This window comes from uncultured Nitratireductor sp., from assembly GCF_913053745.1.
Taxonomy (GTDB): Bacteria; Pseudomonadota; Alphaproteobacteria; order Rhizobiales; family Rhizobiaceae; genus Nitratireductor.
This window is the reverse complement of record NZ_CAJXGF010000010.1, coordinates 1-24036: the sequence shown is the minus strand read 5'-3', so window position 1 is coordinate 24036 and position 24036 is coordinate 1. Positions and strand designations below refer to the sequence as shown.

The window sequence follows — 24036 nt, the reverse complement described above, 5'->3', positions numbered from 1 at the left end:
TCCCTCAATGCAGTTTTGGCGTGGGGCCATGGCCCGTTTCGTCGATCGCCGCGCCGCGCTCGAAACGCTTGAGCGTGAACGGTGCGTTGATGGTGTGGGGTTCGTCCTTGGCGATGGTCCAGGCGAAGGAATAGCCGGACGCCGGGGTGGCCTTGAAACCGCCATAGCACCAGCCGCAATTGAGATAGAGGCCGGGTAGCGGGCCTTTGGTGATGATCGGCGACCCGTCCATCGACATGTCCATCACACCGCCCCATGAGCGCAGCAATCTGAGTCTGGCGACGGTTGGGAACATGGCGCAGATTTCGCTTGTCACGTCTTCGACGGTGGGCAGATTTCCGCGCTGCGCGTAGGAATTGTAGAAATCCAGGCTGCCTCCGAAAACCAGCCCGCCCTTGTCCGACTGGGACATATAAAGATGTCCGGCGCCGAATGTGACCACGCAGTCGACGAAGGGTTTTAAAGCTTCGGAAACGAAAGCCTGGAGAACGTGGCTTTCTATAGGGAAGGTGTCGATGCCGGCGCGCTCGAGCACGCGGCTCGTGCTGCCGGCTACCGCCAGCGCGACCTTTTTCGCACGGATATCGCCGCGTGTGGTGGAAACCCCGGTGATTTTATCGCCATCCCGAAGGAAGCCCGTCACCTCGCAATTTTCGATCAGATCGACGCCGCGTCGGTCGGCGGCGCGTGCATAGCCCCAGGCCACCGCATCGTGGCGGGCGGTGCCGGCGCGCGGCTGCAGGAGGCCGCCGGTGATGGGAAAACGCGCCGAGCCGGAGATATCGAGCCCTGGCACCTTGCGGCCGATTTCGCAAGGTGTCAGCCATTCGGCGTCCACCCCGCCGTGACGCATAGCGTTGCCACGGCGAATGAAGGCGTCGGCCTGCCCGGGACTATGGGCGAGGTTCAACACGCCACGCTGCGAGAACATGACATTGTAGTTGAGCTCGTGGGAGAGATTTTCCCAAAGCTTCATCGAATGCTCGTAAAAGCGAACGGATTCCGGCAGCAGGTAGTTGGAACGCACGATTGTGGTGTTGCGTCCGATGTTGCCGGAGCCGAGCCAGCCCCTCTCCAGCACCGCCACGTTGGTAATGCCGTGTTCGGCAGCGAGATAATAGGCGGTCGCCAGACCGTGTCCGCCCCCACCGATGACGATAACGTCGTAATTCGGTTTGGGATCGGGTTTGCGCCAGGCAGGTTTCCAGTCGCGATTTCCCGAAAAGGCATTCTTCAGAAGCGAAAAAGCTGAATACTCCGCCATGCGCCGCCATTCTTTTTTGCCAGAACGAGGTTTAAAGCTATAGGACACCCCCCACCTCGGAGGCAAATAAAGCGCCATGGCTTTTCACAGGCCCGACCCAATGCGTCGATATGCTTGCTGGACGAGCGTCGCTCAGGCAATGTCTGTGCGCTGAAACTGACGTCCGAATGCCCCTGATTCTGTGAAAAGACTGACAGCAATGTTGTTGAAGCTTCGCGCCCTGCCGGTTTTCCTGTGTCTGATTTTCCAGCTTCTGGTGATCCTGCCGACAGCCGCTCAGGGACCCGAAAGCTTCTTGCAGACGCAGCGCGAGAAGATTTCCGACATCGAATCCGCCGTCAACGGGATGGAAAAGGAAATCGATGATCAGTCCACCGATGACGGCGAACTCGTCGAGGTGCGTGTGGAGCTGGAAAGGCTGGCGCGCGAGGTTTTCGACGCGAGCCTGGCGTTTCGCCCGCGCCTTTCGGAGATCAACACGCGGTTGGAGCAGCTCGGTGAGCCGCGCAAGGATGGTGAACCGGCCGAACCCGAGGAGGTGACGCAGGAGCGCACGCGGCTTCTCGATGAGAAGGCGAGCTTCAATGTTCTGATCGGCGATGCCGAACGGCTCTCGGTGCGCATCAACAGCATCGTCGAGGAGATCGCGGAACTGCGGCGCGATCTGTTTACACAGACACTGTCGCGGCGCTACGACGTTTCGTCCGCGTTGAGCGCCGATGTGGCCGGCGAGTTCACGCAGGAGGTGGGACGCGTCTACACGCGGGTCTCCGCCTGGCTGAACTTCGTCTTCAAGTACCGTTTGAAATCGCTCTTATTGGCCACCGCGCTGGCCACCATTGCCGCACTGACGCTCCTGTTCGGCGGACGACGCCTGTTCGGCGATTTTATCGAACCGGACCCGACCGAGACGGAACCGACCTATCTCAGCCGCCTTTCTCTGGCACTTTTCTCAACGCTGATTCCCTCCCTCTCGATCGGCGTCTTTCTTGCGCTGTCCTATTATTTCCTGGACTATTTCAGCCTGCTGCGCAGCGATATAGCACCGCTCCTCGGGGCGCTCTTCTCCGTCATCATTCTGGTCTATTTCGTTTACCGTCTGGCACGCGCCATTCTTGCGCCGAGACGGCCCAATTGGCGGCTTCTGCCCGTTCGTTCACAGGCCGCGCAATGGTTGCTCATGCTTGCGGTCTTCACGGCGATTTCGACCGGTTTCGACCATTTCATGGATCAGGTCTATTCGCTCTTCGGTTCGCAGCTTTCGCTGACGGTCGCCACCAGCCTGGTGGCCACGGTGATCGTGGGCTTGCTCATCATGGCGATAGGCGGTGTGAGCCCTCTGGACGATGAAGAGGGCAACCCGAAACCGTGGCCCCTGAAGTTCCGCTATCTTCTGTTCGCCCTCGGTGCCGCGATCATCATCGCCGCGATGCTCGGCTATATCGGGTTTGCCCGTTTCCTGTCACAGCAGGCGGTGGTGACGGGGGCGATCGTCGCCACCATGTATATCGGCTTTTTGACGGCGGGTGCGATTACCTCCGAGGGCGCTTTCGCCAATTCGTGGCTGGCACGCCGGCTGGAACGTTACACTGCGTTCGACGAAACCGCGCTCGACCAGCTCGGTCTCGTTACCGGCATGGTTATCAATGTCCTCGTCCTTCTGATCGGTTTGCCGCTCATTCTATTGCAGTGGGGCTTTCGCGGTGCGGACCTGACGGCTTGGGGCTACCGCATTGCCGGGCAGATACAGGTCGGCTCTCTGTCGTTCTCCATTATCGGCATTCTGACCGGCATTCTGGTTTTCGTGGTCGGCTATTTCGTCACGCGCTGGTTCCAGAGTTGGCTTGACGGGAAGGTCATGGCGCGCAGCCGCATGGATTCGGGGGTGCGCAATTCGATCCGCACCGGCATCGGCTATGTGGGACTGGTGATCGCCGCTCTCATCGGCGTTTCGGCCGCGGGCATCAACCTGTCCAATCTCGCATTGGTCGCCGGCGCGCTTTCTCTCGGCATCGGTTTTGGCCTGCAAAACATTGTGTCCAACTTCGTCTCGGGCCTGATCCTCCTTGCCGAACGTCCTTTCAAGGCGGGCGACTGGATCGTCGCCGGTGGCGTTTCGGGCACGGTGAAGAAGATTTCGGTGCGCGCGACGGAGATCGAAACCTTCCAGCGCCAGTCGGTCATTCTGCCCAATTCGGAGCTGATCAACGCTGCTGTCGGCAATTGGACCCACCGCAACAAGCTTGGGCGTATGGAGATAGCGATCGGTGTCGCCTATGGCTCCGACGTGCGGCGCGTCCACGAGATATTGCTGGAAATCGCCAAGGCGCATCCACTGGTGCTGAAGAACCCCGAACCTTTCGTGCTTTTTGCCGGCTTCGGCGATTCTTCTCTCGATTTCGAGATACGCGTCTATCTCTCCGACATTCTCATGCAGTTGAATGTGCAAAATGACATCCGTTTTGCCATTGTCGATGCGTTTGAGGCGGAGGGGATCGAAATTCCGTTCCCGCAACGCGACATTCATGTGCGCTCCGGGAACTTCAAGATGCAAGATCCTGTCACGCCAATGGACGATGGAGACGAGGCGGACGATCCGGCGGATGCGGATGATGAGGCACCGATCCCTGCCGGACGCGGCAGGCGGCGCCGAAAGGTCGACCCGGAGTAGGTGTGGCGAGCTTGAACGCGCCGTTCAGTTGCCGTTCAGATTGAAATCTCTATAACCGAGGCGGAAAAAGGGGCGAAATGCCCCATTGTTACAGGGGCGGTAAAGCACCGATGAAAACAATGAAAACTCTTACTCTTGCAGCCGTGGCGCTGTTTGCCGCTGGTAGCGCGGCCTTCGCGGCCAGTGTCGTCAACCGCGACAGTGAACCCCAGACCCTGGTGGTGACCGAGGGCGGCTCTCAGTCGGAACTCGTGGTCGGCGCCGGTGAAACCATCGAGTTTTGTTCTGCCGGCTGCTTCGTGACCATGCCGAACGGCGACCGAGAGGTTCTGACCGGCTCCGAAACCGTCGAAATTTCCGAAGGCCGCGGTCGTGTACGTTGACATGAACACTCGAAAGTTTACGTTCTGGGTTCTGTAAGAAAGCTGTGCGGAAGCGTCGCTTTTTACTTAGGTTGTTATCGGCCTGTTAAGCCTGACCATTATTTCTTGCAGTAGGTCCCGCCCTGGTGCTTTGAAGTTCAGAATTCAGAAGCTCCTTTCGCGTAAGGCCCTTTCGAGAGCAGGTCATGTCTGGGGGCTTTTATGGATGCGCGATCTGAACGCAATGCGGTGCCATTGGCCGTCGATCTCGACGGCACGCTGATCGCGACCGATCTTTTGTGGGAAAGTCTGTTCCTTCTTCTGCGCCGAAAGCCTCTTTGCGTTTTCCTTCTGCCGTTGTGGCTTTTGGGCGGGAAGGCACGGCTGAAATGCGAGATCGCCTCGCATGTCGAACTCGATGCTGCAGGGCTTCCATATCGGCAGGATCTGCTCGCCCGCCTCCAGGAAGACAAGGCCGACGGTCGCCACATCGTGTTGGCAACGGCTTCGCCCAAAAAGTTCGCCGACGCGATTGCCGCACATCTGGGCGTGTTCGATGAGGTTATATCCACCGAACCCGGGCGCAACATGGCTTCGGAAATGAAGCGCGATGCGCTGATCGCGGCGTTCGGTGATGGCGGTTTCGATTATGCGGGCAACAGCCGGGCCGACGTCGCGGTCTTCGACGCCGCGCGCGGTGCCATGATCGTTGCGCCGGATCGTGCCGCCAGTCGCTGGCAGGCCGCCAATGGCGGCGAGATCATCGAAGCGCCAAAACCGACCTTCAAGACTTACGTGAAGATGTTGCGGGTTCATCAGTGGCTTAAGAACAGCCTGATCTTCGTGCCGCTGTTCCTGAGCCATGAATATTTCAACATGCAGTTGCTGGCGCTTTGCATTATGGCTTTCGTCGCCTTCAGCACGGCAGCTTCTGCGATCTATATTCTCAACGACTTCTTCGATCTGGGACTGGACCGGCGTCACCCGACCAAGCGGAACCGTCCTTTTGCCAGCGGTGTGCTTTCAATCCCGTTCGGATTCGCCGCCATGCTGGGCCTGCTTGCGATCAGCGGCATCACTGCGCTGTTTCTGCCGCCGCTCTTCGGGCTGGTCCTGGGGGCCTATCTGATCGCCACGACTGCCTATTCCCTTTCGATCAAGCGCATGCTTCTCATCGATGTGCTGACGCTTGCCGGTCTTTACACGCTGCGCATTCTTGCCGGCAGTGCGGCGACCATGATCGGTGTCTCTTTCTGGCTCCTGGCCTTTTCGGTTTTCTTCTTCCTATCCCTGGCGCTGGTCAAACGTTATGTCGAGTTGCGTTCCACTGTGCTGCCGGCGAAAGAACGCATCGCGGGACGGGGTTATCGCACCGAGGATCAGGATGTCATCGCCCAGGCGGGCATGGCGTCCGCCTTCGCCTCGGCGATGGTTCTGGCGCTTTACATTCAAAGCAGCGCCGTACGTGAGCTCTACGCGATGCCCTGGCTTATCTGGCCGCTCTGTCCCATTGTGCTCTACATCACTATTCGCATATGGATTTTGGCCCGTCGCGACGAAATGCATGACGATCCCATCGTTTTCATCATCAGCGACTGGCGCAGCCAGCTTTTCGGTCTTCTGGGTGCCGTGCTACTTATCGCAGCGGGGCTATGAAGCATGGCCGATTATTCCGCATTCGGATTGGTTCGCGCTGGTGCCACGCCGGTTATTGGGGCCGAAGACGCCATCGAGCGTCTCAAGACGGGCAGGGGACTGCCATCTTCCATACTGCCCTACGGCAATGGCCGATCCTATGGCGACACCTGCCTGAACGACACCGGCGCGCTGATCGATATGCGTTCTATGAACCGCATTGCCGCTTTCGACCCGGAAAGCGGGCTTGTGACCGCGCAGGCCGGCCTCATGCTGTCGGATCTGATCGCTCATGTCGGGCCGAAAGGCTGGTTTCCCGCTGTTGTGCCGGGCACGCAATTCGTCACGCTGGGCGGAGCCATCGCCAATGATGTGCACGGCAAAAATCATCATCGCCGCGGCACGTTCGGCCGCCACGTCTTGTCTTTCACGCTTTTGCGATCCGACGGCGAGATACGCCGTTGCAGCGCGGATGAGAACGCGGAGCTTTTTTGCGCCACCATCGGCGGAATGGGGCTGACGGGCCTTATCCTCGAGGCCACCTTCCGGTTGATGAAAGTCGGCTCCGTCGACGTGAACGAGCGCGTGCGGGGCTTCTCCGGACTCGGTGAATATTTCGACCTGGCCGAAGATGCCGACGCCGAGAACGAATATGCCGTTGCCTGGCTCGACCAGCTTGCTTCCGGCACACGTGTGGGAAGCGGCTTCCTGCTCACCGCCAACCATGCCGAGGAGGGCCCGGTGTTCCGTCCCTCGACCAAGCGTCGTCTTGCGGTTCCCTTCCGGCCTCCGGTCAATCTTTTGAACCGTTGGTCGCTCACCCTGTTCAACCGGGCTTTTGCCTGGCGTAAGGCGAAGGTGGAGGGGGGCCGGCGCTCAACCTATGAGAGCTATTTCTTCCCGCTCGATGCCGTGCGCCACTGGAACCGGCTTTACGGCCCGCGCGGACTTTTGCAACATCAAAGCGTGGTGCCCTTCGAGGCCGCGCGCGAAATCGTTCCGGCCATGCTCATCGCCGCCCGCGAGGCAGGGCAGGCGTCTTTCCTGACGGTCCTGAAGCGGTTCGGCGACATCGCGTCTCCGGGCATTCTCTCGTTTCCGAGGCCGGGCTATACGCTGACGCTTGATTTTTCCAACGGGGGTGCTGCCACGCAAGCTCTGTTCGAGCGTCTCGACCGAATGACCGTCGAGGCCGGAGGGGCGGTCAATCCCTATAAGGATGCCCGTATGGGGCCGGCGCTTTTCGACGCCTCTTTTCCGCGCTGGCGCGACCTCGAGGCGTTGCGCGATCCGGCTTTCCTTTCCGATTTCTGGCGGCGCACGGCGCTGCGACTGCCGGCCGGGAGCACAGGGGCGCGACATGCTGCCGAATGATTGGCTTCGATCCGGAGTGATGCCGGACACCCACGCGAATGATGCAATTTACACCCTGCGCTTCACGCTTTGTTTGCAAGAAGGCGCTATGACAGGGACGGGCGGGACAAGATGAAATACATACCCTTCATACTCTTTACTGTGATGACCAACGCGGCCGCGCAGCTCATGCTGAAATACGGCATGATGACGCTGGGCGAACTGAGCTTCGCGGGCGTCAATCCGATCCTGAAAATTCTTCAGATCGTTTTCAGTCCGTGGATCTTCGCCGGGCTTTGCGTCTTCGTGATTTCCATGGCTTCGCATCTTTATGTGCTTTCGAAGGTCGATCTGTCCTTCGCCTATCCGTTTTTGAGCCTCGCCTATGTCGCGGTGGCGGTCTTTGCCTACCTGCTTTTCAAGGAAGATTTGAATGCCTACCGCATTGCCGGCATCGCGCTGATATGCGTCGGCACCGTGCTGATCGCCCAGAGCGGTCGTGACGCGCCTGGAGAGGAAGCGGGGCTCGCCAAAGACAAACTTCAGTCCGAAAGGTCGACGATCCAATGAGACATATCATTTTTGGCGGTGACGGTTTTGTCGGTCGTCATCTGGCTCCCAAGCTCGTGGCGGACGGCGAAGAAGTCGTTGTCGCAGACATCGTTAAGAGCGATCTGCCGCATTACCGACAAGTCGAGTTTGTCCATTGCGATGTCACCGATTTCTCGGCGACCGAGGCGGTCGGCATGAAGGCTGACGATATGGTTTACAACCTATCGGCCAAAATGCTTTCGCCGATCCAGGTGCGCGCCAAGCGGCACGATTTCTTCTATCCCGTGAATTACCACGGCACCGTCAACATCATCGAGGCGATGGATAAGGCGGGTTCGAAGAATCTGGTCCACTTCACCACCGACATGATTTACGGGCATACCGTTGCCTATCCGATGACGGAGGACCATCCTGTCTCGCCGCTCGGAGAGTATGGACAATCCAAGCTCGACACCGAGGTTCTGGCGGCCGAGTGGCGCAAGCGCGGCATGAATATTTCGCTTTTCCGTCCGCGCCTCATCATCGGGCCGGGACGCTTGGGCATCCTCGAGAAGCTTTTCAAGCTGGTCGACATGAACCTGCCGGTGCCGATGATCGGTGCGGGCAAGAATCCGTATCAGTTCATCTCGGTGTTCGATTGCGCCGAGGCCGCGCGCCTTGCCTGGAAAGCCGGCGTACCGAACGAGGCTTACAATCTGGGATCTCTCAACCCGCCGCCGGTGCGCAAGCTGCTTGGCGATCTTGTCAAGCATGCGGGCTCGAAGTCCTTTCTTCTGCCCACGCCCGGTTGGGCCGTGAAACGCACGCTCGATCTGCTCGACTGGATGAACATGCCGATCATGGATCCCGAGCAGTATCTGATCGCCGACGAGATGTGCGTGCTCGATGTGTCCAAGGGCGAGCGCGACCTCGGCTGGATTCCGCAATACAATGACGGCGACATGCTGATCGCCGCCTATGACGAGTACCGCGCCAAGAAATCGGGTCAGGCTGTCGATGCCAACCAGGTTCCGGCCGAGTAGGGAGGTCGCCATGACCGTCGTGACGAAAACCGAGACGAAAGAGGCAAGGCCCGTGATGAATGCACCGGAACTCGCACCCGGGACGATCGTGAAACCCGACCTCCTGACCGTGGAGGATGCCAAGGGTCTGAGCGTCGAGCGGATGACCGATCTGTTCAAGGCGCACCTGAACCCCGGCCAGCTTCACTTCATGAAGCTGCTTGGCTTTCACAAGATCAAGATCGAGAGTGCCGAAGGGATGTATTACATCGACCAGAACGGCCGAAAGATCCTCGATTTCTTCGGGGGATTCGGCTCGCTCGCCTTCGGCCATAACCATCCGCGCATTCTCAAGGCCCGTAAGAAATTTCAGGACGAGAAACGTCACGAGATCGCCATCGCCTTTATGTCGCAATATGCAACCGCGCTGGCGGCCAATCTCGCGGCCTGCTCGCCGGGCGAGCTCGACATGGTGTTTCTTGGCTCTTCGGGGTCAGAGGCGATGGAATCGGCGGTCAAGCTCGCCGAACGCGCCGCCGGTCCCAAGCGTCCGAAGGTCGTCTATGCGGAAAACTCCTTTCACGGCAAGACCAAGGGCGTTCTCACCATCACCGATGGCAGTCTCTACCGCGCCGAGTTCCGCCTGACGGACAACACGGTGCGTGTGCCTTTCGGCGATATCGACGCCATCGAACATGCCTTCCGCACCGATCCGCAGATCGGCGCAATCGTGCTGGAAACCGTCCAGGGTGGCGGCGGCATCAACGAGGCGCCGCGCGAATTCTGGCAGAAGCTGCGCCAGCTTTGCGACCAGTATGGCGTGATCTGGGTGGCGGACGAGGTGCAGTGCGGCTACGGGCGCACCGGCCGCTTCTATGCCTTCGAGCACTACGATGTGGTGCCGGACATCACCGCGCTCGCCAAGTCGCTGGGCGCGGGCAAGGCGGCCATGGCGGCCATGATCGCCAAACGCGACATCTACATGAAGGCCTATGGCTCGCCCAAAACGGCGATGATCCACGCGATGGCCACGTTCGGCGGCATTGGCGAGGCGTGCGCCACGGCCATCGAGGGCACCAATGTGCTCTATGACGAGGCGCTGATGGAGAACGCCGAAAGCACCGGCGCCTATCTGGTCGAGCGCCTCAACGCGCTGAAGGAGAAATATCCGCGCATCGTCAAGGACATTCGCGGCAGGGGCTGCATGGTCGGGCTCGAATTCCACGATTTTTCGCAGACTCTTCCGGCGGTTCTGCGTCCGATGGTCGGCGTTCTGGACGAGAAGCTGAAAGGATCGCTTTCCGGCTTCGTCGGCGCGCTTCTCCTGCGCGATTACGATGTGTTGGTGGCCTTCACCGAGTACAATCGCAACGTCATCCGGCTGCTGCCGCCGCTCATCATGCAGAAGGAGCATGTGGACCAGCTGGTGGATTCGCTGGACGCTCTGCTCGGGCGCGGTGTCGTTGCCATCGTGAAAGATTTCGTCAAAAGCCAGGTGAAGTAGAGAGCGGGATCTGACAGATTGAGTCGGGTTCGCCTCACAGGGCTTTGAAAGATTGATTGAAAAGCGCCTCTCGCGCGACAATTGGCCGGGCTTGTCCCGGCCTTCTTTTTTGACGGCGCAAGCGGATGAGGTGCGAGCGTCGACGGCAAAAGCCGCGGCACCTATTCGATGCGTTCAGCCATCTGCGGGGTAAGATAGGCGTCGAAGCAATTGTTGAGCGCAATGCGCTCGCGGTCCTGCATGGCGGGCGCATAAATCTTCAGCAAATCCGCATTCGCTGTGGTGAGCGGGCAGGTGGGGTGAAGGATGAGATCGGTCTGCCGCACCGCTTCAAGCGCCTCTGCGTCGGGCGGAGGAACGGCGCGCGTCGGGTCGGCGCCGATCGCCACATGCATCGGCGCCCGCCGGTCGAGAAGCCAGGGGAACGGGTTGACGAAGTTGAGGTTGAGGATGGTCTCGAATTCGATGCCCCGCTCTTCCTCCAGTTCGCGGATTGCGTCGATGGCTCCGTCGATGGCCATCAGGTGCGCGGCCTGAAAGTCGAACTCAGAATAGTACATATAGGCCGGCAGTTCCTGGATGCGGATGAAGTCTGTATAGGTTTCCCGGTGCCGGACATAGAAATCCAGCATTTTCTCCGAACGGGCGAGGATTTCGGGCCGCATGTTGAGCCGTCCGAGCGTTTTCAGGCTCTTGCTTGGCATCGCCACGTTTTTGATCGCGCCGACATAGGTGCGCGCGGCGCGTTCCATCGTGTTGACGAGCGGCGGCAGGGCGGCGGCCGAGGCAAGGGCGGCTGCGATCAAAAATGCATGACGTCCCGTCTCGGCCGTCCAGAGCCGGATGATGGCGGGCAGAAGCACCGGCCAGATGAAGATGAGCGCCTGGCTTCCGGTGTTTTGCGTTTCGAAGAAGACACCGGCTACGAGCACCGCCATGATCCAGAACGCGTCGTGGTCGAGCAGAACTGCAACAGCCGCCAAATTCGGCGTACGCAGCTTGGCGGCAAGCGCCTTGCGATCCCGATAGATGAGGAAGAGCGCCAACAGGCCAGCCGGTACGACGATGCCGAATGTGTGCGAGGCCGCCTGCAGGAAACGCGGCAGCAGGCTTCCTTCGTTCATGACGACAAGCGCAAGAATGTCGCTGAGATAGTTGAGCGTAAAGCCGCTCCATATTTGCAGGACGCCGAGAATGCCGAGAAAGATGACGATCGAAGCGACCGCGGAGCGCAATGAGACACGTCCGGCGGCAAACGCGAAGGCGCACAACAGCCCGCCGGACACAAAGCCGGTGATCTTTGTCAGGAAGAGGCCGGTCATGCCGGCCACGATGGAGATGAGTAGAAGCCGCTGATCGCGCAGATAGACGAGCGCCACCGTTAATACATAGAGAAGCTGGCAGACCTGCCGGTTGTAGATTCCGAACCCGTCGGACCCGGGAAACGAATAGAATTCGCGGGTGTTGAACGGCAGTATCGCAAAAGCGAGGAAGGGCAGAAGCAGCGCCAGCGCCGTCCCGCGTGATCTTGCATCCACCTGCCACAATGCAATTGCCATCAAGGGCGCTGTCACGGCAAAGAGCGACCAGTGCACGAGGAGCAGGGGCTGCGCGCTGGAAAAAAGCTTTATCCCGCCCGCAAACAGATAATAGCCGAGCGGCCCCACGGGTGCGAAAAAATCGGTCGCTGGCACCTGGCCGGAAAAGAGCCGGTTGGCGGCATCGAAATAGATGAAAAGATCCCAGTACATGGGACCGATCGGCACGTTGAGCGGCAGGACGAGGATAACGGCCATGGCAAGCGCCGTCAGGGCGAGGATCGTTACCGGGCTCGTCAGGCGCGTGCGCCGCTTTGCCGCCGCCGCGTGTTCGACTGCCGTTGCCATATCATGCTCCTGAAAACACATGTCGTGCCGTTGCGGCTCGTTTTACAGGATAGGCTGTCAAAAGAAGTTAATTTGAGCCTTCAATCGACCGTTTTGCTTAATGGCGCGCGCCGCTTCGGCGATGTCGCATTCAGGCAAAGAAGTGAAGACTTCGCCAGACTAGATTGTCCTGGATCATGGGTGCCGTCCAGCCTGCCTGCACGGTTTGACCGGAGAAGCAACCGAGGGAGTGAGAGGCATGAAGACGAAGGCGCGGGCGGTTGTCATCGGCGGTGGCGTGGTGGGGGTGTCGACCCTTTATCATCTGGCCAAAAAAGGCTGGTCGGACGTGATCCTAATCGAGCGCAAGGAACTGACTTCGGGTTCCACCTGGCATGCCGCCGGTCTCTTGCCGCTGTTCAACATGAGCTATTCCGTCGGTCAGATCCACAAATACTCGGTGAAGTTCTACCAGGAACTTCAGGAAGAAACCGGCATGAATGTCGGCTTTACGCAATGCTCCAACATCCGCCTGGCGCGTACGAAGGATCGCTGGGACGAGTACATGTACTACGCCGGTATCGCCGAAACCATTGGCATTCCGGTTAATGTTCTCACGCCCGAGCAGGTCAAGGAGGCCTGGCCGCTTTGCGAAACGGAAGGGCTTCTCGGGGCGATTCAGCATCCGGACGATGGCTACATCCAGCCGGCCGATCTCACCCAGGCGCTTGCCAAGGGCGCGCGCGATCTCGGTGCAACCATCTACCGCAACACGGCGGTGACGGCCATCGCCCAAGGCGACACCGGGCAATGGACCATCACCACCGACAAGGGTGAAATTGCCTGCGAGCATGTCATCTCCTGCACCGGTAATTTCGCCCGCAGGACCGGCGCCATGGTCGGGCTCGACGTGCCGGTGATCCCGGTGGAGCATCAATATATCGTCACCGAGCCGCACCCGGCCATCGTCGCCCGCAAGAAGGAGGGGCTGCCCGAAATGGGTGTGCTGCGCGAGAGCGATTCCTCCTGGTACATGCGCGAAGAGAACGGCGGCCTCCTGCTTGGGCCTTACGAGGTCGGCGCGCCGTGCTGCTATGTGGACGGTCCGGCCGACGACAGCGAGTACGAGTTGTTCCAGGAGGATCTGGAACGTTTGATGCCCTATGTCGAAACGGCCATCGCTCGCGTGCCGGCGTTCGGCGAGGTGGGCATCAAGAAAATCTACAACGGTGCGATCGCTTATACGCCCGACGGCTCCCCCATCATCGGTCCGGCGCCCGGTCTTAAGAATTTCTGGCTTAACGAGGGTCACTCCTTCGGTGTCACGGCGGCCGGAGGCGCGGGCTGGCAGCTCGCCGAATGGATCGTCGAGGGCGAACCCTCCATCGACATGATGGGGGTCGATCCGCGCCGCTTCGGTCCCTATGCCACCGAGGGCTATCTGCGTGAGAAGAACGAGGAGGCCTACGCCAACGTCTTCACCGTCCACTATCCCGACGAGGAGCGTTCCGCCGCCCGTCCGCTCAAGACCACGCCGAGCTATGGCCGTATGAAGGCGCTCGGCGCGGTGTTCGGTTCCGTCTATGGCTGGGAACGGCCCAACTGGTTCGCGCCCGAGGGCTACAAGGTGCCCGAGACCGAGCTTGGCGTCGGCGCCGACGTGCTTCTCGGGCACAACCACGCCCCCGCGCTGGAAGATGGTCGCGTGGTGGAAAAATGGTCCTTCCGCCGCTCCAATTATTTCGAGCATGTCGGTAAGGAGGTGAGGAACGTTCACGAGAATGTCGGTCTGCTCGACATGTCGGCCTTTGCCAAAATCGAGGTTTCGGGGCCGGGTGCGAGGGCCTGGCTCGACAGCGTTCTCGCCAACCGTATCCCTGCAAAGCGGGGCAGGGTGGCGCTGTGTCATCTTTTGACGAAGAATGGCGGCGTGCGATCCGAGTTTACGGTTTACGAGTGGAAACCAGGCCGCTTCTATCTGGTTTCGGCCGGCGCCTTCGAGGCACACGATCACGACGTATTGTTCAAGCTCCTGCCCGATGACGGCTCGGTCGTCCTGCGGCCGATTACGCAGCAATATGGCGTTTTCGTTCTCGCCGGACCAAAAAGCCGCGACGTGTTGCGCAAACTCACACGCACCGGGCTTTCCAACGCGGCTTTCCCTTGGCTCTCGGGAAAGCCGGTCTCTGTCGGTCGCGCCGGCGTGCATGCGCTGCGCGTGAATTTCGTCGGAGAGCTGGGCTGGGAACTGCACCATCCCATCGAACAGCAGAACCTGATCTTCGATCTCGTCATGGGGGCCGGAGCGGAATTCGGTATCCAGCCGTTCGGTATTCGCGCCATGACGGCAATGGCCATCGAGAAGAGCTATCGCCTGATCCCGCGCGAACTTTCCATCGAGTATACGGCCTGGGAAAGCGGGCTCGACCGTTTCGTCCATCCCGACAAAGGCGATTTCATCGGCCGCGATGCGCTGCTCAAGCAGCGTGAAGCGGGTCTTGGCTGGCAATACGTTACGCTGGAAGTCGGCGCAATCACCGATGCGGATGCGCGTGGCAACGAGGCAATTTACAAGGCCGGCGAACTGGTGGGCCGCGCCACGCACGGCAGCTATGGCTGGCGGGTTGGGAAGAGCCTGGCGCTTGCCATGGTGCGTCCCGAGCATGCCGCCGAAGGCACCGAGCTCGAGATCAAGATCCTCGGCAAGCATCATCCGGCAAAAGTGATCGGCGAAAGCCCGTTCGATCCCGAGAATGCCGCGTTGCGCTGCGATGGCTGAGCGCAGGTGCACGAACGACGTTCGCTCCACACGCGTCTGCGCGTTGTTCCCAATTGCGTGATTTGTGGTCGGCCAGACATGCGTTAAACTGGGGCATGTCCAGGTCGAAAAATGGTCGATGTTTTTCCAAAGGCAGTGTTCTGGCTGCTTTAACGGGGATCGGTTGTGTTTTTCTTGCCGGGCTGCAACCGTCCAGAGCGCAGGAAATCGTCGACGTCCAGCTCGTTCTGGCGGTGGATGTTTCCCTTTCCATGTCGGCGGGCGAACTGGAAATCCAGCGTCGCGGCTATGCCGAGGCGCTGGTCCATGACGAGGTCGTCGACGCCATCCTCAGTGGTATGCATGGCAAGATCGCCGTGACGTATTTCGAATGGGCGGGCAATTTTTCACAGCGCATTATCGTCCCTTGGACCCGGATCGCCTCGGTCGAGGATGCGCAACGCGTCGCCGAGCGGCTTTCGGCCAATCCGCCGAGCAGCGCCCGCCGGACCTCCATTTCCGGTGCGCTCGATTTTGCCGGCGATCTGCTGGCCGAAAGCGATTTCCGGGGGCTGCGACGCGTGATCGACGTTTCTGGCGACGGCCCCAACAATCAGGGCGGTCCCGTGGTTGAGGCCCGTGACCGGCTTGCGAGCACGGGCATCACCATTAACGGCTTGCCGCTCATGACCAATGGCGGACTGACGACCAGTTTCGACGTCAAGGATCTCGACACCTATTACCGCAACTGCGTCATTGGCGGGCCGGGTGCATTCGTCATACCGGTCAACGAGTGGTCGCAATTTCCCGAAGCCATTCGCCGCAAGCTGGTTCTGGAGCTTGCAGGAGCGAACGAGCGCCGGCCGCATGTGAGGCTCGTCCAGTTTCACAGCGCCTATGACTGTCTGGTCGGCGAGAAGATGTGGCGGGACCGCTCGTGGATGTGGCGCGATCCCTAAGTGGGGTCAAAGCTTGGCGGCAATCTCTTCGAGCTGATCGGCACACTGGCCCCAGCCTTCGTGGAAGCCCATTTTTTTGTGCGCTTCGACATCTTCAGCGTTCCAGTGCAGCGCCCGCGCAATGTATCGGGTCTTGTCTTCGCCTGCGTCTTCCAGCGTGAGAATCATGGTCATGAAGGGCTTTCCCGACGGCTTCCATGCCTCGGTGAAGGCGTCGGTCGTGACAATCTTCTCGTTCTCGACCACTTCGAGAAAGACACCGCGATTGGGATACTCGTTGCCGTCCGGGTCCTTCATCACGATCAGGCTCGAGCCTCCGGGGCGCACATCGATTTCAGCTTTGGCGATGGTCCAGGGTTTCGGCACGAACCATTGTTTGAGGATGTTCGGATCCGTCCAGGCGCGAAAGATCTTCTCGCGCGGCGCATCGATGATGCGGGCCAGAACGAGTTCGTTCTCGGATATCGGTGCGACGTCGATGGTGGTGCTCATTGCAAAGTCTCCCAATGTTCGGTTGTGCTGTTAAAACGAATGGCGCGCGCGCGATCCGACAGGCCAGCGTAATTTTCTCAGGCGACGAGAAGCTGCTTGCGGTCGGCGCGCTCCTGCTGGGGGGAGCGGGCATAAAGTTCGCGGTAGCATTTGGAAAAATGGGAAGCGGAGACGAAGCCGCAGGCAACGGCGACTTCCACCACGGGCAGAGAGGATTGAATCAGGAGGTGGCGGGCCCGGTCGAGCCTTATCTCAAGATAATATCGGGCTGGCGAACGCCCCATCTCCTGCCGGAATAACCGCTCGATCTGGCGTCGCGAGAGCCCGACATTGTCGGCGATCTGCACCAGCGAAAGCGGTTCGGCCAGATTGGCCTCCATCAATTCGATGATGGTTAAGACCTTGGAATTCTGCACGCCGAGCCGTGCTCTGAGCGGCAGGCGCTGGCGGTCGGAAGGGCTGCGCACCCGGTCGGTGAGCAATTGTTCGCACACGCGGTTGATCAGGCTTTCGTCGAAATCCTCGCCGATGAGTTTGAGCATCATGTCCATTGCCGCGGTACCCCCGGCACATGTGTAGATGTTCGCCTCGGTTTCGAAGAGATCGGCGAACACGTTGGCGCGCGGATATTTCTCCGCGAAACCCGGCAGGTTCTCCCAATGGATTGCGCAGCGTTTGTCGGTCAGCAGCCCGGCTCCCGCCAGCACATAAGCCGCCGTGCACAACCCGCCGATCGCCACCCCGCGATTGTACTCCTCGCGCAGCCACGCAAAGACGGTCTTGTTGCCGTAATCTTCGATGTTGAGACCGCCGCAGACAATGACCATCGAGGGCCGTTCGTGGCCGGTCATCTTCCGCCGCTCGTCACTCAGTGAAGCGCCGACAGCCACCTCGACACCGTTGGACGCGCGGACTGGCGCGCCGTCAATACTTGCCAGGCGCCACGTATAGGCGTCGTATCCGGCCATGCGGTTGGCAGTGCGCAGGGGTTCCAGTGCTGCCGAGAACGCCATCATGGTGAAATCGGGAATGAGGAAGAAAACGATCGACCGCTTGCAGCTCACTTCGCCCGACATGGTGCCTCCCGATCGCGCATGACATTCGTCTTCCGAACATGCCGCTGTCGTCAAAGCGTCATCAGGATTTGCGTTTTCTGTCAATCCGCTCGGGAACGCGGTGAACGGTTTTACAGGCGTTTGCATGCCGTGGCCCGGTGCGGCGCCGTGCGCACGCGTCGGACCTCACCGCATCGACGGTTCTATGCGGCGGGTGAACCGGGCTTGCGGGCAAACCGATCAGTTGACCAGGAAGCCGAAACGGGATCCAGCCAATGCGCCTGTCTCGCCGGGCATTGTCTTGCCAAGCCGCTGACGGGCGAAAACCGTGTTCGGATTCGAGCTCCGCTGGCGGCGTATAAAGCGTGCGAAAAGCTTCATTTTGCGCTCCAATAAACAGTCAAAATCGAAAGACAATCGGCTCTCACCGAGCGCCTTCTCATTCGTGATGAAGTTGGGTCGCTCGTTCGATGGCCGGAAACTATCGCGTGTGTGCCGATCGCGCGGTGGAAAATGCGAAGTGCTCCTTAGAAAAAGCGACATTTCCGCGGAGGCAGCGGTGTTTTGCAGAGAAAAGACCCCGGCATCGGGCCGGGGTCAGATGGGTGTTCGGGGGGCTGCGTATAAGCGCGTGGCTTTCGTCATATCAATGCGAGCACCTGGCCGCCGGCCGGGGCTTTTTCTTTGGACTGGTGCCGTACTTCGCATGATGCGTCATTGCGTCGAACTCAACCGCAAAATCACGCATAGCCTTGAGGGTTTTTGTCAGAGATATCATTGAACGCACTCCTGTTTGCCTGAAATGTCCGCTCAGAACCGCGAGATACTGCGGTTGTCCCGGCCGTCCGACTGGATGCTCGTGTAGTGAGTGGGCCAGCCGATATCCTTGCGGATTTCGGGTGGAAGCGTGCCGATCAACCGTTCGGTGCGCCGGCGGTTTAGAGACCGCCGATAATGGCGGACATAATGATTCATGCGTGTGAAAACAGACATAATCCTTCTCCTTTGTCTGCCGTTTTGTCAGTCGTCATCGCCTGACGCTGTTGACTATGCCGCAAGGTTGATGTTCAATCAAACACAATCGAATGATCTTTTTATTCAAGATTATTGAATGGAGAACGCCGTGAACGCTCCCCTCAATCATCCCATGCCCTTATTGGAGCTGGATGTCCTGCGCACCTTCGTTGCGATTGCCGAGACTGGCAGTTTCACTGCCGCTGCCAATGCGGTGTTCCGCACCCCGTCCGCCGTTTCCATGCAGATTAAGAAACTGGAGGAAATGCTTGGACGTTCTGTTTTTCAGCGCGACGCACGTTCCGTGTCGCTGACCGCCGATGGCGAGTTATTATTGAACTATGCGCGCAGATTGCTGGCACTGAACCGCGAAGCGGTGTCCAAATTCGTCATGCCTGATATCAGCGGCATCGTACGATTAGGATCGCCGGACGATTACGGAGAACGGATATTACCCAGCGTTCTCAAACGCTTTGCCCAAACCCACCCGGCCATTGCCGTCGATGTGGTCATCGATCAGAGCGCCAATCTGCGCAAGCGAATGGCCAACCGGCAGCTCGATCTCACCCTCCTTACTTGCACCGAAGGATCTGAAGACGGCAGCGTCCAGATCGTCTTCACCGAGCCGATCGTCTGGGCGGGGGCCCGGGGCGGTTGTGCGCATCTGCGCGAGCCTTTGCCGCTTTCGCTGTGGGAAGAGGGATGCGCCTGGCGCTCCGGCGCGTTATCGGCAATGGAGAAGGACGGGCGCGATTATCGCATCGCCTATATGAGCGCCCATACGGCCGGCCAGAGAGCGGCCATTCTCTCGGATCTGGCAATTGCACCGCTTCCCAAATCCTTCCTGCGCGACGATCTTCTGGAACTCGGCCCCAAGGACGGACTGCCCAAGCTTTGCAACTATCACATAGGCATGATCGTTTCTCCGGATGCCTCGGCGCCGGTGCAGGCCGCGGCCGACCATATTCGCTCGACATTCGACATGTTCAACGAATCCGGTCGGCTCTGATCGGAAAGTGTGCGTTCCGGGGCGGAAAACCTGGAGGCCGTCTGGCATGAGTTCGGAAAAGCGATTGGAGGTCGCCGGCGTTTCGCTGTCCAGTCCCGACAAGCTCCTGTTCGGGAAGGAAGGCGTCACCAAGGGTGTCCTGGCGCGTTATTATGAACGCGTAAGTGCGCGCATGCTCCCGCATCTGGAAAAGCGCCTGGTCAGTTTGGTGCGTTGTCCCGACGGACGGGAAAAACCGTGTTTCTTCCAACGCCACGGCGGCAAGGGGTTTCCCGATGCCGTCGCGCGCATGGAAATAACAGAGAAAGGCGGCGAGCGGGACGAGTATCTTCATATCGACAACCTTCACGGTGTCGTCGCTGCCGTGCAGATGAGCACGTTGGAGTTCCACATATGGGGATCGCGTATTGATCGGCTCGACGCGCCGGACCGATTGGTCTTCGACCTCGATCCCGATGAGGAACTCGACTTTGGTGCTGTCCGTCGTGCCGCCTTCACGGTATGCGAGCGATTGGCCGATCTCGGCCTTCGAACGGTCCCGCTTCTGACTGGAGGCAAGGGCATTCATGTGGTTGCGCCGCTGGAACGCCGTCGGACGTGGGGAGACGTGAAGGATTTCGCCAAGGGGTTCGCAAAGCGGTTGTCGCGGGACGAGCCCGAGCGCTTTCTGGCCGAAGCCTCTAAAACGAAGCGGGAAGGGCGGGTTTTTGTCGATTGGTTGCGCAACGAGCGCGCGGCGACGGCAATCGCCCCTTATTCGACGCGAGCAAAACCGGGTGCGCCGGTGGCGACACCCGTTTCTTGGTCGGAACTTGAAAGTCTCGCCGCATCCAATCTGTTTACATTGGCGGATATGGACGACCGGCTCGCGGCACCCGATCCGTGGGCCGAAACCGCCGAGTGGCGCCAATCCATCACCGAGAACATGCTGAAAGTCGTGGGTTAGTCGCGCCGCCGTCGCGCGGCGCGTTCCTCGCGTGAACGCCGGCGTGGGCGTGCCGCTCCCTCGTCTGCGGCAACGCCTGGCGCTAGCGCACGTGGCGGAAGCTGCACCTGCTCGGCCAGCTTGGGAAAGGGGTCGACCTTGTTGGGCAATGCCATGGCGTACACGAAATGCTCCTGGAATTTCGGCTCGAGCGCCGTCTCAATCTTTTCGATCCGGCGCACGGTTTCCTCGATTTCGCGACGATGGTTGCGGTTGAGCAGGGCCATGCGCGCGCCCGTGCCGGCTGCATTGCCGACGGCCGAAACCTTGCTGAGGTCGCAATCGGGGATAAGCCCCAGAACCATGGCGTACTGTGGGTCGATGAAGGAGCCGAACGCGCCGGCGAAGCGGATCGCGTCCACCGTTTGCACCCCCTGCTTCTCCATCAGGAGCTTCGTGCCGGCATAGAGCGCGGCCTTGGCGAGCTGGATCGCGCGCACATCGTTCTGGGTGACTGTGATGCGAGGGGCGGTCTCACGCAGTACATAGGCGAAGGTGCGCCCGTCGGCGACGATGCGCGGATTCGCTTGCGCCAAGGCTCCGTTCACGACGCCGTCTTCGGATATGATCCCGGCCAGATACATTTCCGCGATCACTTCGATGATGCCGGAGCCGCAAATACCGGTGACGCCGGTTTCGCCAAGCGATTCTGGGAAGCCCGGTTCGTCCGACCAGATGTCGCTGCCGATCACCCGGAAGCGCGGCGCAAGCGTGCCCCGGTCGATACGCACACGCTCGATCGCGCCGGGGGCCGCCCGCTGGCCGGACGAGATTTCCGCGCCTTCGAAAGCGGGACCGGTGGGCGACGAGGCGGCCACCACGCGTGCCCGGTTGCCAAGCACGATCTCGGCATTGGTGCCGACATCGACGATCAGCATCATATCGTCCTGCCGGTGCGGCCCTTCCGATAGCGTCACGGCGGCTGCGTCCGCGCCCACATGCCCGGCAATGCAGGGCAAAAGATAGGTTCGCGCGCCGGGATTGAGCTTCAGCCGCAGGTCGTCGGCCCTGAGTTTCACCGCGCCGGAAACGGCGAGGGCGAAGGGCGCGCCGCCCAATTCCGTCGGGTCGATCCCGAGAAACAGATGATGCATGATCGGGTTTGCGACAAACACGGCGTCCAGAATGTCGTGACGCTCGATGCCGCCGTTCTCTGCCACCTTCTGCACCAGTTTCGATATTTCCTGGCGCACGGCACGGGTCATCGCCTCGCGTCCGTCCGGATTCATCATCACATAGGAGACCCGGCTCATGAGGTCCTCGCCGAAGCGAATTTGCGGATTCGAAGCGCCGGCGGACGCCACCACGCGGCCCGAGAGAAGCGAAACGAGATGCATGGCGATCGTGGTCGAGCCGATGTCGCAGGCGAGCCCGTAGGCTTCGTTCTTCAGCCCCGGCCACAGCGCGACCAGCCGGGCAATATCGTTGTCGGCGTCCTGATGCAGAGCGGCCGTAACGGCCCATTGGCCGGCCCGCAATATCGCCTGAACCTGCGGCAGCAGATACGCGTCGGCCTCGATGCGGCCGAAACCCCAGTCGTTCTGCAATGCCGTCTTCAGTCGGTCGAGATCGCCCAGCGGCTTGTGCATGTCGGGTTCTTCCACCTCGACATAGCAAAGGTGGATGGCCGGATGACGTTCGATGACGCGTGTGTCGGCGTCCTTGCGCACCACCTGCGCGTTGATGACGGCGTCCTGCGGCACGTCGACGACGAGGTCGCCTTCGATGGTGGCCGAGCAGGAAAGGCGACGTCCCACCGGCAGCGCGCGTTTTTCGGCGTAGCGCGCCTCTCTGGCGCCGACCGCGGAAATATGCTCCTGGGAGGATGAGATTTTGTGTTTGGCGAAATGGCCTTCCTGCACCTCGATCTGGCAGCGCCCGCAGGTTGCTCGCCCGCCGCACACGCTTTCCACATAGACGCCGAGCTGTCGTGCGGCGTCGAGCACGGTCGTCCCCCGGGGAAAGCGTCCCCGTTTGCCGGACGGCATGAAGAGGACGAGCGGATCGTCGCTCATGGTGAGGCCCGTTTGGTGGGGAAGACCGGCCGCAGGCGGGGATTGTGGGTGAGGGCGAAGACCGGTTTTCACCCCCGCGCGCGGCGCGCATCGCGGCCGCCGCGCCGGCGCCCGCCGGTCGAGGATGGCGCAGTGGCTGCCGAGGTCGCTTCGGCTGCGGGTTGGTGGTCGCGATAGGTCATGATCCAGTGGTAGCAATTGGGATCGGTGCCGTTCAGTACATTGGCCGCGCGCACCATTTCCATTTCCTGCGGGCGGCAGGGGTTCATGATGGCACTCGTCATGCCGGCCCCGATCACCATGGGAATGAAACCGGCATTGATGCCGTGCCGATGGGGCAGGCCGAAGGAAATGTTGGAGAGCCCGCAAGTGGTGTTCACCTTCAATTCCTCTCGCAGCCGTCGCAAAAGCCGGAACACCTGCTGTCCCGCCGTACCCATGGCACCGATGGGCATCACCAGTGGATCGACGACGATGTCATGGGCGGGAATGCCATAATCGGCGGCGTGTTCGACGATCTTTTTTGCCACCTCGAAGCGCACATCCGGGTCTTCGGAAATGCCGGTCTCGTCATTCGAGATGGCGACGACGGGCACGTCGTACTTCTTGATCAGGGGCAGGATGGCTTCCAGCTTTTCCATCTCGCCTGTTACCGAGTTCACCAGCGGCCGCCCTTTGGCGACCTTGAGAGCTGCCTCGATGGCGGCCGAAACCGAGGAGTCGATCGAAAGCGGCACGTCAACCAGTTCCTGCACGATTTCCAGCGTCTGCACCAGGAGGCCGGGCTCGGTGGCGTTGGGGTCGACCGCCGTCACGCCGGCGTTTACGTCCAGCATGGTTGCGCCGGCTGCGACCTGCGCCAACGCATCGCCGACAGCGCTCATGACGCTGGTCAGCGAGCCCGCGCAGCCTGCTTCGCCGACACCCTTGACGCCGAGCGGATTGGTCTTCGTCGGGACCGGCCGATGCTCGATCGCGAAGCCCGGAACATTGTCGGCGCGCGGCATGCAGTAGTCGGTGAAAGAGCCGCTGAGCAGCTGGCCGTCGTCGTCGTAGACGACATTTTCGAGCAGCGCCTGACCGATGCCCTGGACCACGCCGCCATGAAGCTGGCCTTCGACGAGCAGCGGATTGATGATCGTGCCGACGTCGTTGACCATGGTGTAGCGGACGACCTCCGTCACGCCGGTCGCTTCGTCGATCTCGACCTCGCAGACGTGGCAGCCGTTCGGGAAGGTGACCTTCGCCTCGTCGACGACCAACTCGACGTCGAGCGACTTCGGCAGGTTCGCCGGAAGCGACTGGACCTCACGGACGCGCTGCGCCAGCGCCATCACCTCGATGGAACGGTCGGTCCCTTCGACGGTGAAGCGCCCATCGGCAAACTGGACGCTCTCGGGCGAGCTGTTCAGCGCCCAGGCGGCCAGCGCCCTGCCCTGTTCGACAAGCTTTTGACTCGCAGCGACGATCGCCGTGGTTGCCGCGACCATCGACTTCGAGCCGCCGGTGCCACCGCCGAAGACGATCTGATCGCTGTCGCCC

Annotated in this window: 18 protein-coding genes and 2 pseudogenes; 11 read left to right on the top strand and 9 right to left on the bottom strand. The window is 60.5% G+C overall.

The window, feature by feature from the left end; genetic code table 11:
- Window positions 1-4 precede the first annotated feature (4 nt).
- On the bottom strand, window positions 5-1264 hold the full coding sequence (locus QZ638_RS03110) for a sarcosine oxidase subunit beta family protein (protein WP_295806728.1): 1260 nt from the start codon (window positions 1262-1264) through the stop codon (window positions 5-7).
- A 199-nt stretch (window positions 1265-1463) separates the two neighbouring features.
- Between QZ638_RS03110 and QZ638_RS03105 the strand changes: the two genes are divergently transcribed.
- From QZ638_RS03105 to QZ638_RS03075, 7 genes are all read left to right on the top strand, one after another.
- Window positions 1464-3935 (top strand): mechanosensitive ion channel domain-containing protein, encoded by a 2472-nt coding sequence (locus QZ638_RS03105; protein WP_295806726.1) that lies wholly within the window; start codon window positions 1464-1466, stop codon window positions 3933-3935.
- Window positions 3936-4045: 110 nt separating this feature from the next.
- Complete coding sequence (locus QZ638_RS03100) at window positions 4046-4318, top strand: hypothetical protein (RefSeq protein ID WP_295806723.1); 273 nt, start codon at window positions 4046-4048, stop codon at window positions 4316-4318.
- Between the two features lie 201 nt (window positions 4319-4519).
- Complete coding sequence (locus QZ638_RS03095; RefSeq protein ID WP_295806722.1) at window positions 4520-5953, top strand: UbiA family prenyltransferase; 1434 nt, start codon at window positions 4520-4522, stop codon at window positions 5951-5953.
- 3 nt (window positions 5954-5956) lie between these two features.
- On the top strand, window positions 5957-7306 hold the full coding sequence (locus QZ638_RS03090) for an FAD-binding oxidoreductase (RefSeq protein ID WP_295806719.1): 1350 nt from the start codon (window positions 5957-5959) through the stop codon (window positions 7304-7306).
- Between the two features lie 111 nt (window positions 7307-7417).
- A complete protein-coding gene (locus QZ638_RS03085; RefSeq protein ID WP_295806717.1) occupies window positions 7418-7855 on the top strand; it encodes an EamA family transporter in 438 nt (145 codons plus the stop codon).
- Window positions 7852-8859: an NAD(P)-dependent oxidoreductase gene (locus QZ638_RS03080; protein ID WP_295806715.1), complete on the top strand. Its 1008-nt coding sequence runs from the start codon at window positions 7852-7854 to the stop codon at window positions 8857-8859. Before QZ638_RS03085 ends, QZ638_RS03080 begins: the two co-directional genes overlap by 4 nt.
- Before the next feature lie 55 nt (window positions 8860-8914).
- Window positions 8915-10342, top strand: coding sequence for an aspartate aminotransferase family protein (locus QZ638_RS03075; protein ID WP_295806770.1), 1428 nt, complete (start codon window positions 8915-8917; stop codon window positions 10340-10342).
- Between the two features lie 161 nt (window positions 10343-10503).
- Here QZ638_RS03075 and QZ638_RS03070 read toward each other — a convergent pair whose 3' ends face one another.
- Entirely contained in the window at window positions 10504-12228 is a 1725-nt protein-coding gene (locus QZ638_RS03070) for a hypothetical protein (protein WP_295806713.1), read from the bottom strand.
- Window positions 12229-12466: 238 nt separating this feature from the next.
- On the opposite strand from QZ638_RS03070, the gene QZ638_RS03065 reads away from it, so the two are divergent.
- Window positions 12467-14986 carry an FAD-dependent oxidoreductase gene (locus QZ638_RS03065; protein ID WP_295806711.1) on the top strand — a complete coding sequence of 840 codons (2520 nt, stop codon included), beginning with the start codon at window positions 12467-12469 and terminating at the stop codon, window positions 14984-14986.
- Window positions 14987-15081: 95 nt separating this feature from the next.
- Window positions 15082-15924 (top strand): DUF1194 domain-containing protein, encoded by an 843-nt coding sequence (locus QZ638_RS03060; RefSeq protein ID WP_295806710.1) that lies wholly within the window; start codon window positions 15082-15084, stop codon window positions 15922-15924.
- Between the two features lie 6 nt (window positions 15925-15930).
- On the opposite strand, the gene QZ638_RS03055 is transcribed toward QZ638_RS03060, so the two are convergent.
- From QZ638_RS03055 to QZ638_RS03040, 4 genes are all read right to left on the bottom strand, one after another.
- Window positions 15931-16416, bottom strand: a complete 486-nt coding sequence (locus QZ638_RS03055; protein ID WP_295806708.1) for an SRPBCC family protein — start codon at window positions 16414-16416, stop codon at window positions 15931-15933.
- Between the two features lie 77 nt (window positions 16417-16493).
- Window positions 16494-17492: a GlxA family transcriptional regulator gene (locus QZ638_RS03050; protein WP_295806705.1), complete on the bottom strand. Its 999-nt coding sequence runs from the start codon at window positions 17490-17492 to the stop codon at window positions 16494-16496.
- Between the two features lie 219 nt (window positions 17493-17711).
- Window positions 17712-17852 carry a hypothetical protein gene (locus QZ638_RS03045; RefSeq protein ID WP_295806703.1) on the bottom strand — a complete coding sequence of 47 codons (141 nt, stop codon included), beginning with the start codon at window positions 17850-17852 and terminating at the stop codon, window positions 17712-17714.
- Window positions 17853-18281: 429 nt separating this feature from the next.
- A complete protein-coding gene (locus QZ638_RS03040) occupies window positions 18282-18464 on the bottom strand; it encodes a hypothetical protein (protein ID WP_295806701.1) in 183 nt (60 codons plus the stop codon).
- Window positions 18465-18594: 130 nt separating this feature from the next.
- On the opposite strand from QZ638_RS03040, the gene QZ638_RS03035 reads away from it, so the two are divergent.
- On the top strand, window positions 18595-19494 hold the full coding sequence (locus tag QZ638_RS03035; protein WP_295806699.1) for a LysR substrate-binding domain-containing protein: 900 nt from the start codon (window positions 18595-18597) through the stop codon (window positions 19492-19494).
- Between the two features lie 46 nt (window positions 19495-19540).
- Complete coding sequence (ligD, locus tag QZ638_RS03030; protein WP_295806697.1) at window positions 19541-20440, top strand: non-homologous end-joining DNA ligase; 900 nt, start codon at window positions 19541-19543, stop codon at window positions 20438-20440.
- On the opposite strand, the gene QZ638_RS03025 is transcribed toward ligD, so the two are convergent.
- The 3 genes and pseudogenes from QZ638_RS03025 to QZ638_RS03015 form a co-directional block, all read right to left on the bottom strand.
- Window positions 20437-22494 carry an ASKHA domain-containing protein gene (locus QZ638_RS03025; protein WP_295806695.1) on the bottom strand — a complete coding sequence of 686 codons (2058 nt, stop codon included), beginning with the start codon at window positions 22492-22494 and terminating at the stop codon, window positions 20437-20439. The two genes, ligD and QZ638_RS03025, sit on opposite strands and share 4 nt — an antisense overlap.
- A 68-nt stretch (window positions 22495-22562) precedes the next feature.
- Window positions 22563-23363 (bottom strand): annotated as a pseudogene (locus QZ638_RS03020) (dihydropteroate synthase); the annotation flags it as partial.
- Window positions 23364-23537: 174 nt separating this feature from the next.
- Window positions 23538-23984, bottom strand: a pseudogene (locus QZ638_RS03015) (molybdopterin cofactor-binding domain-containing protein); the annotation flags it as partial.
- Between the last annotated feature and the right edge of the window lie 52 nt (window positions 23985-24036).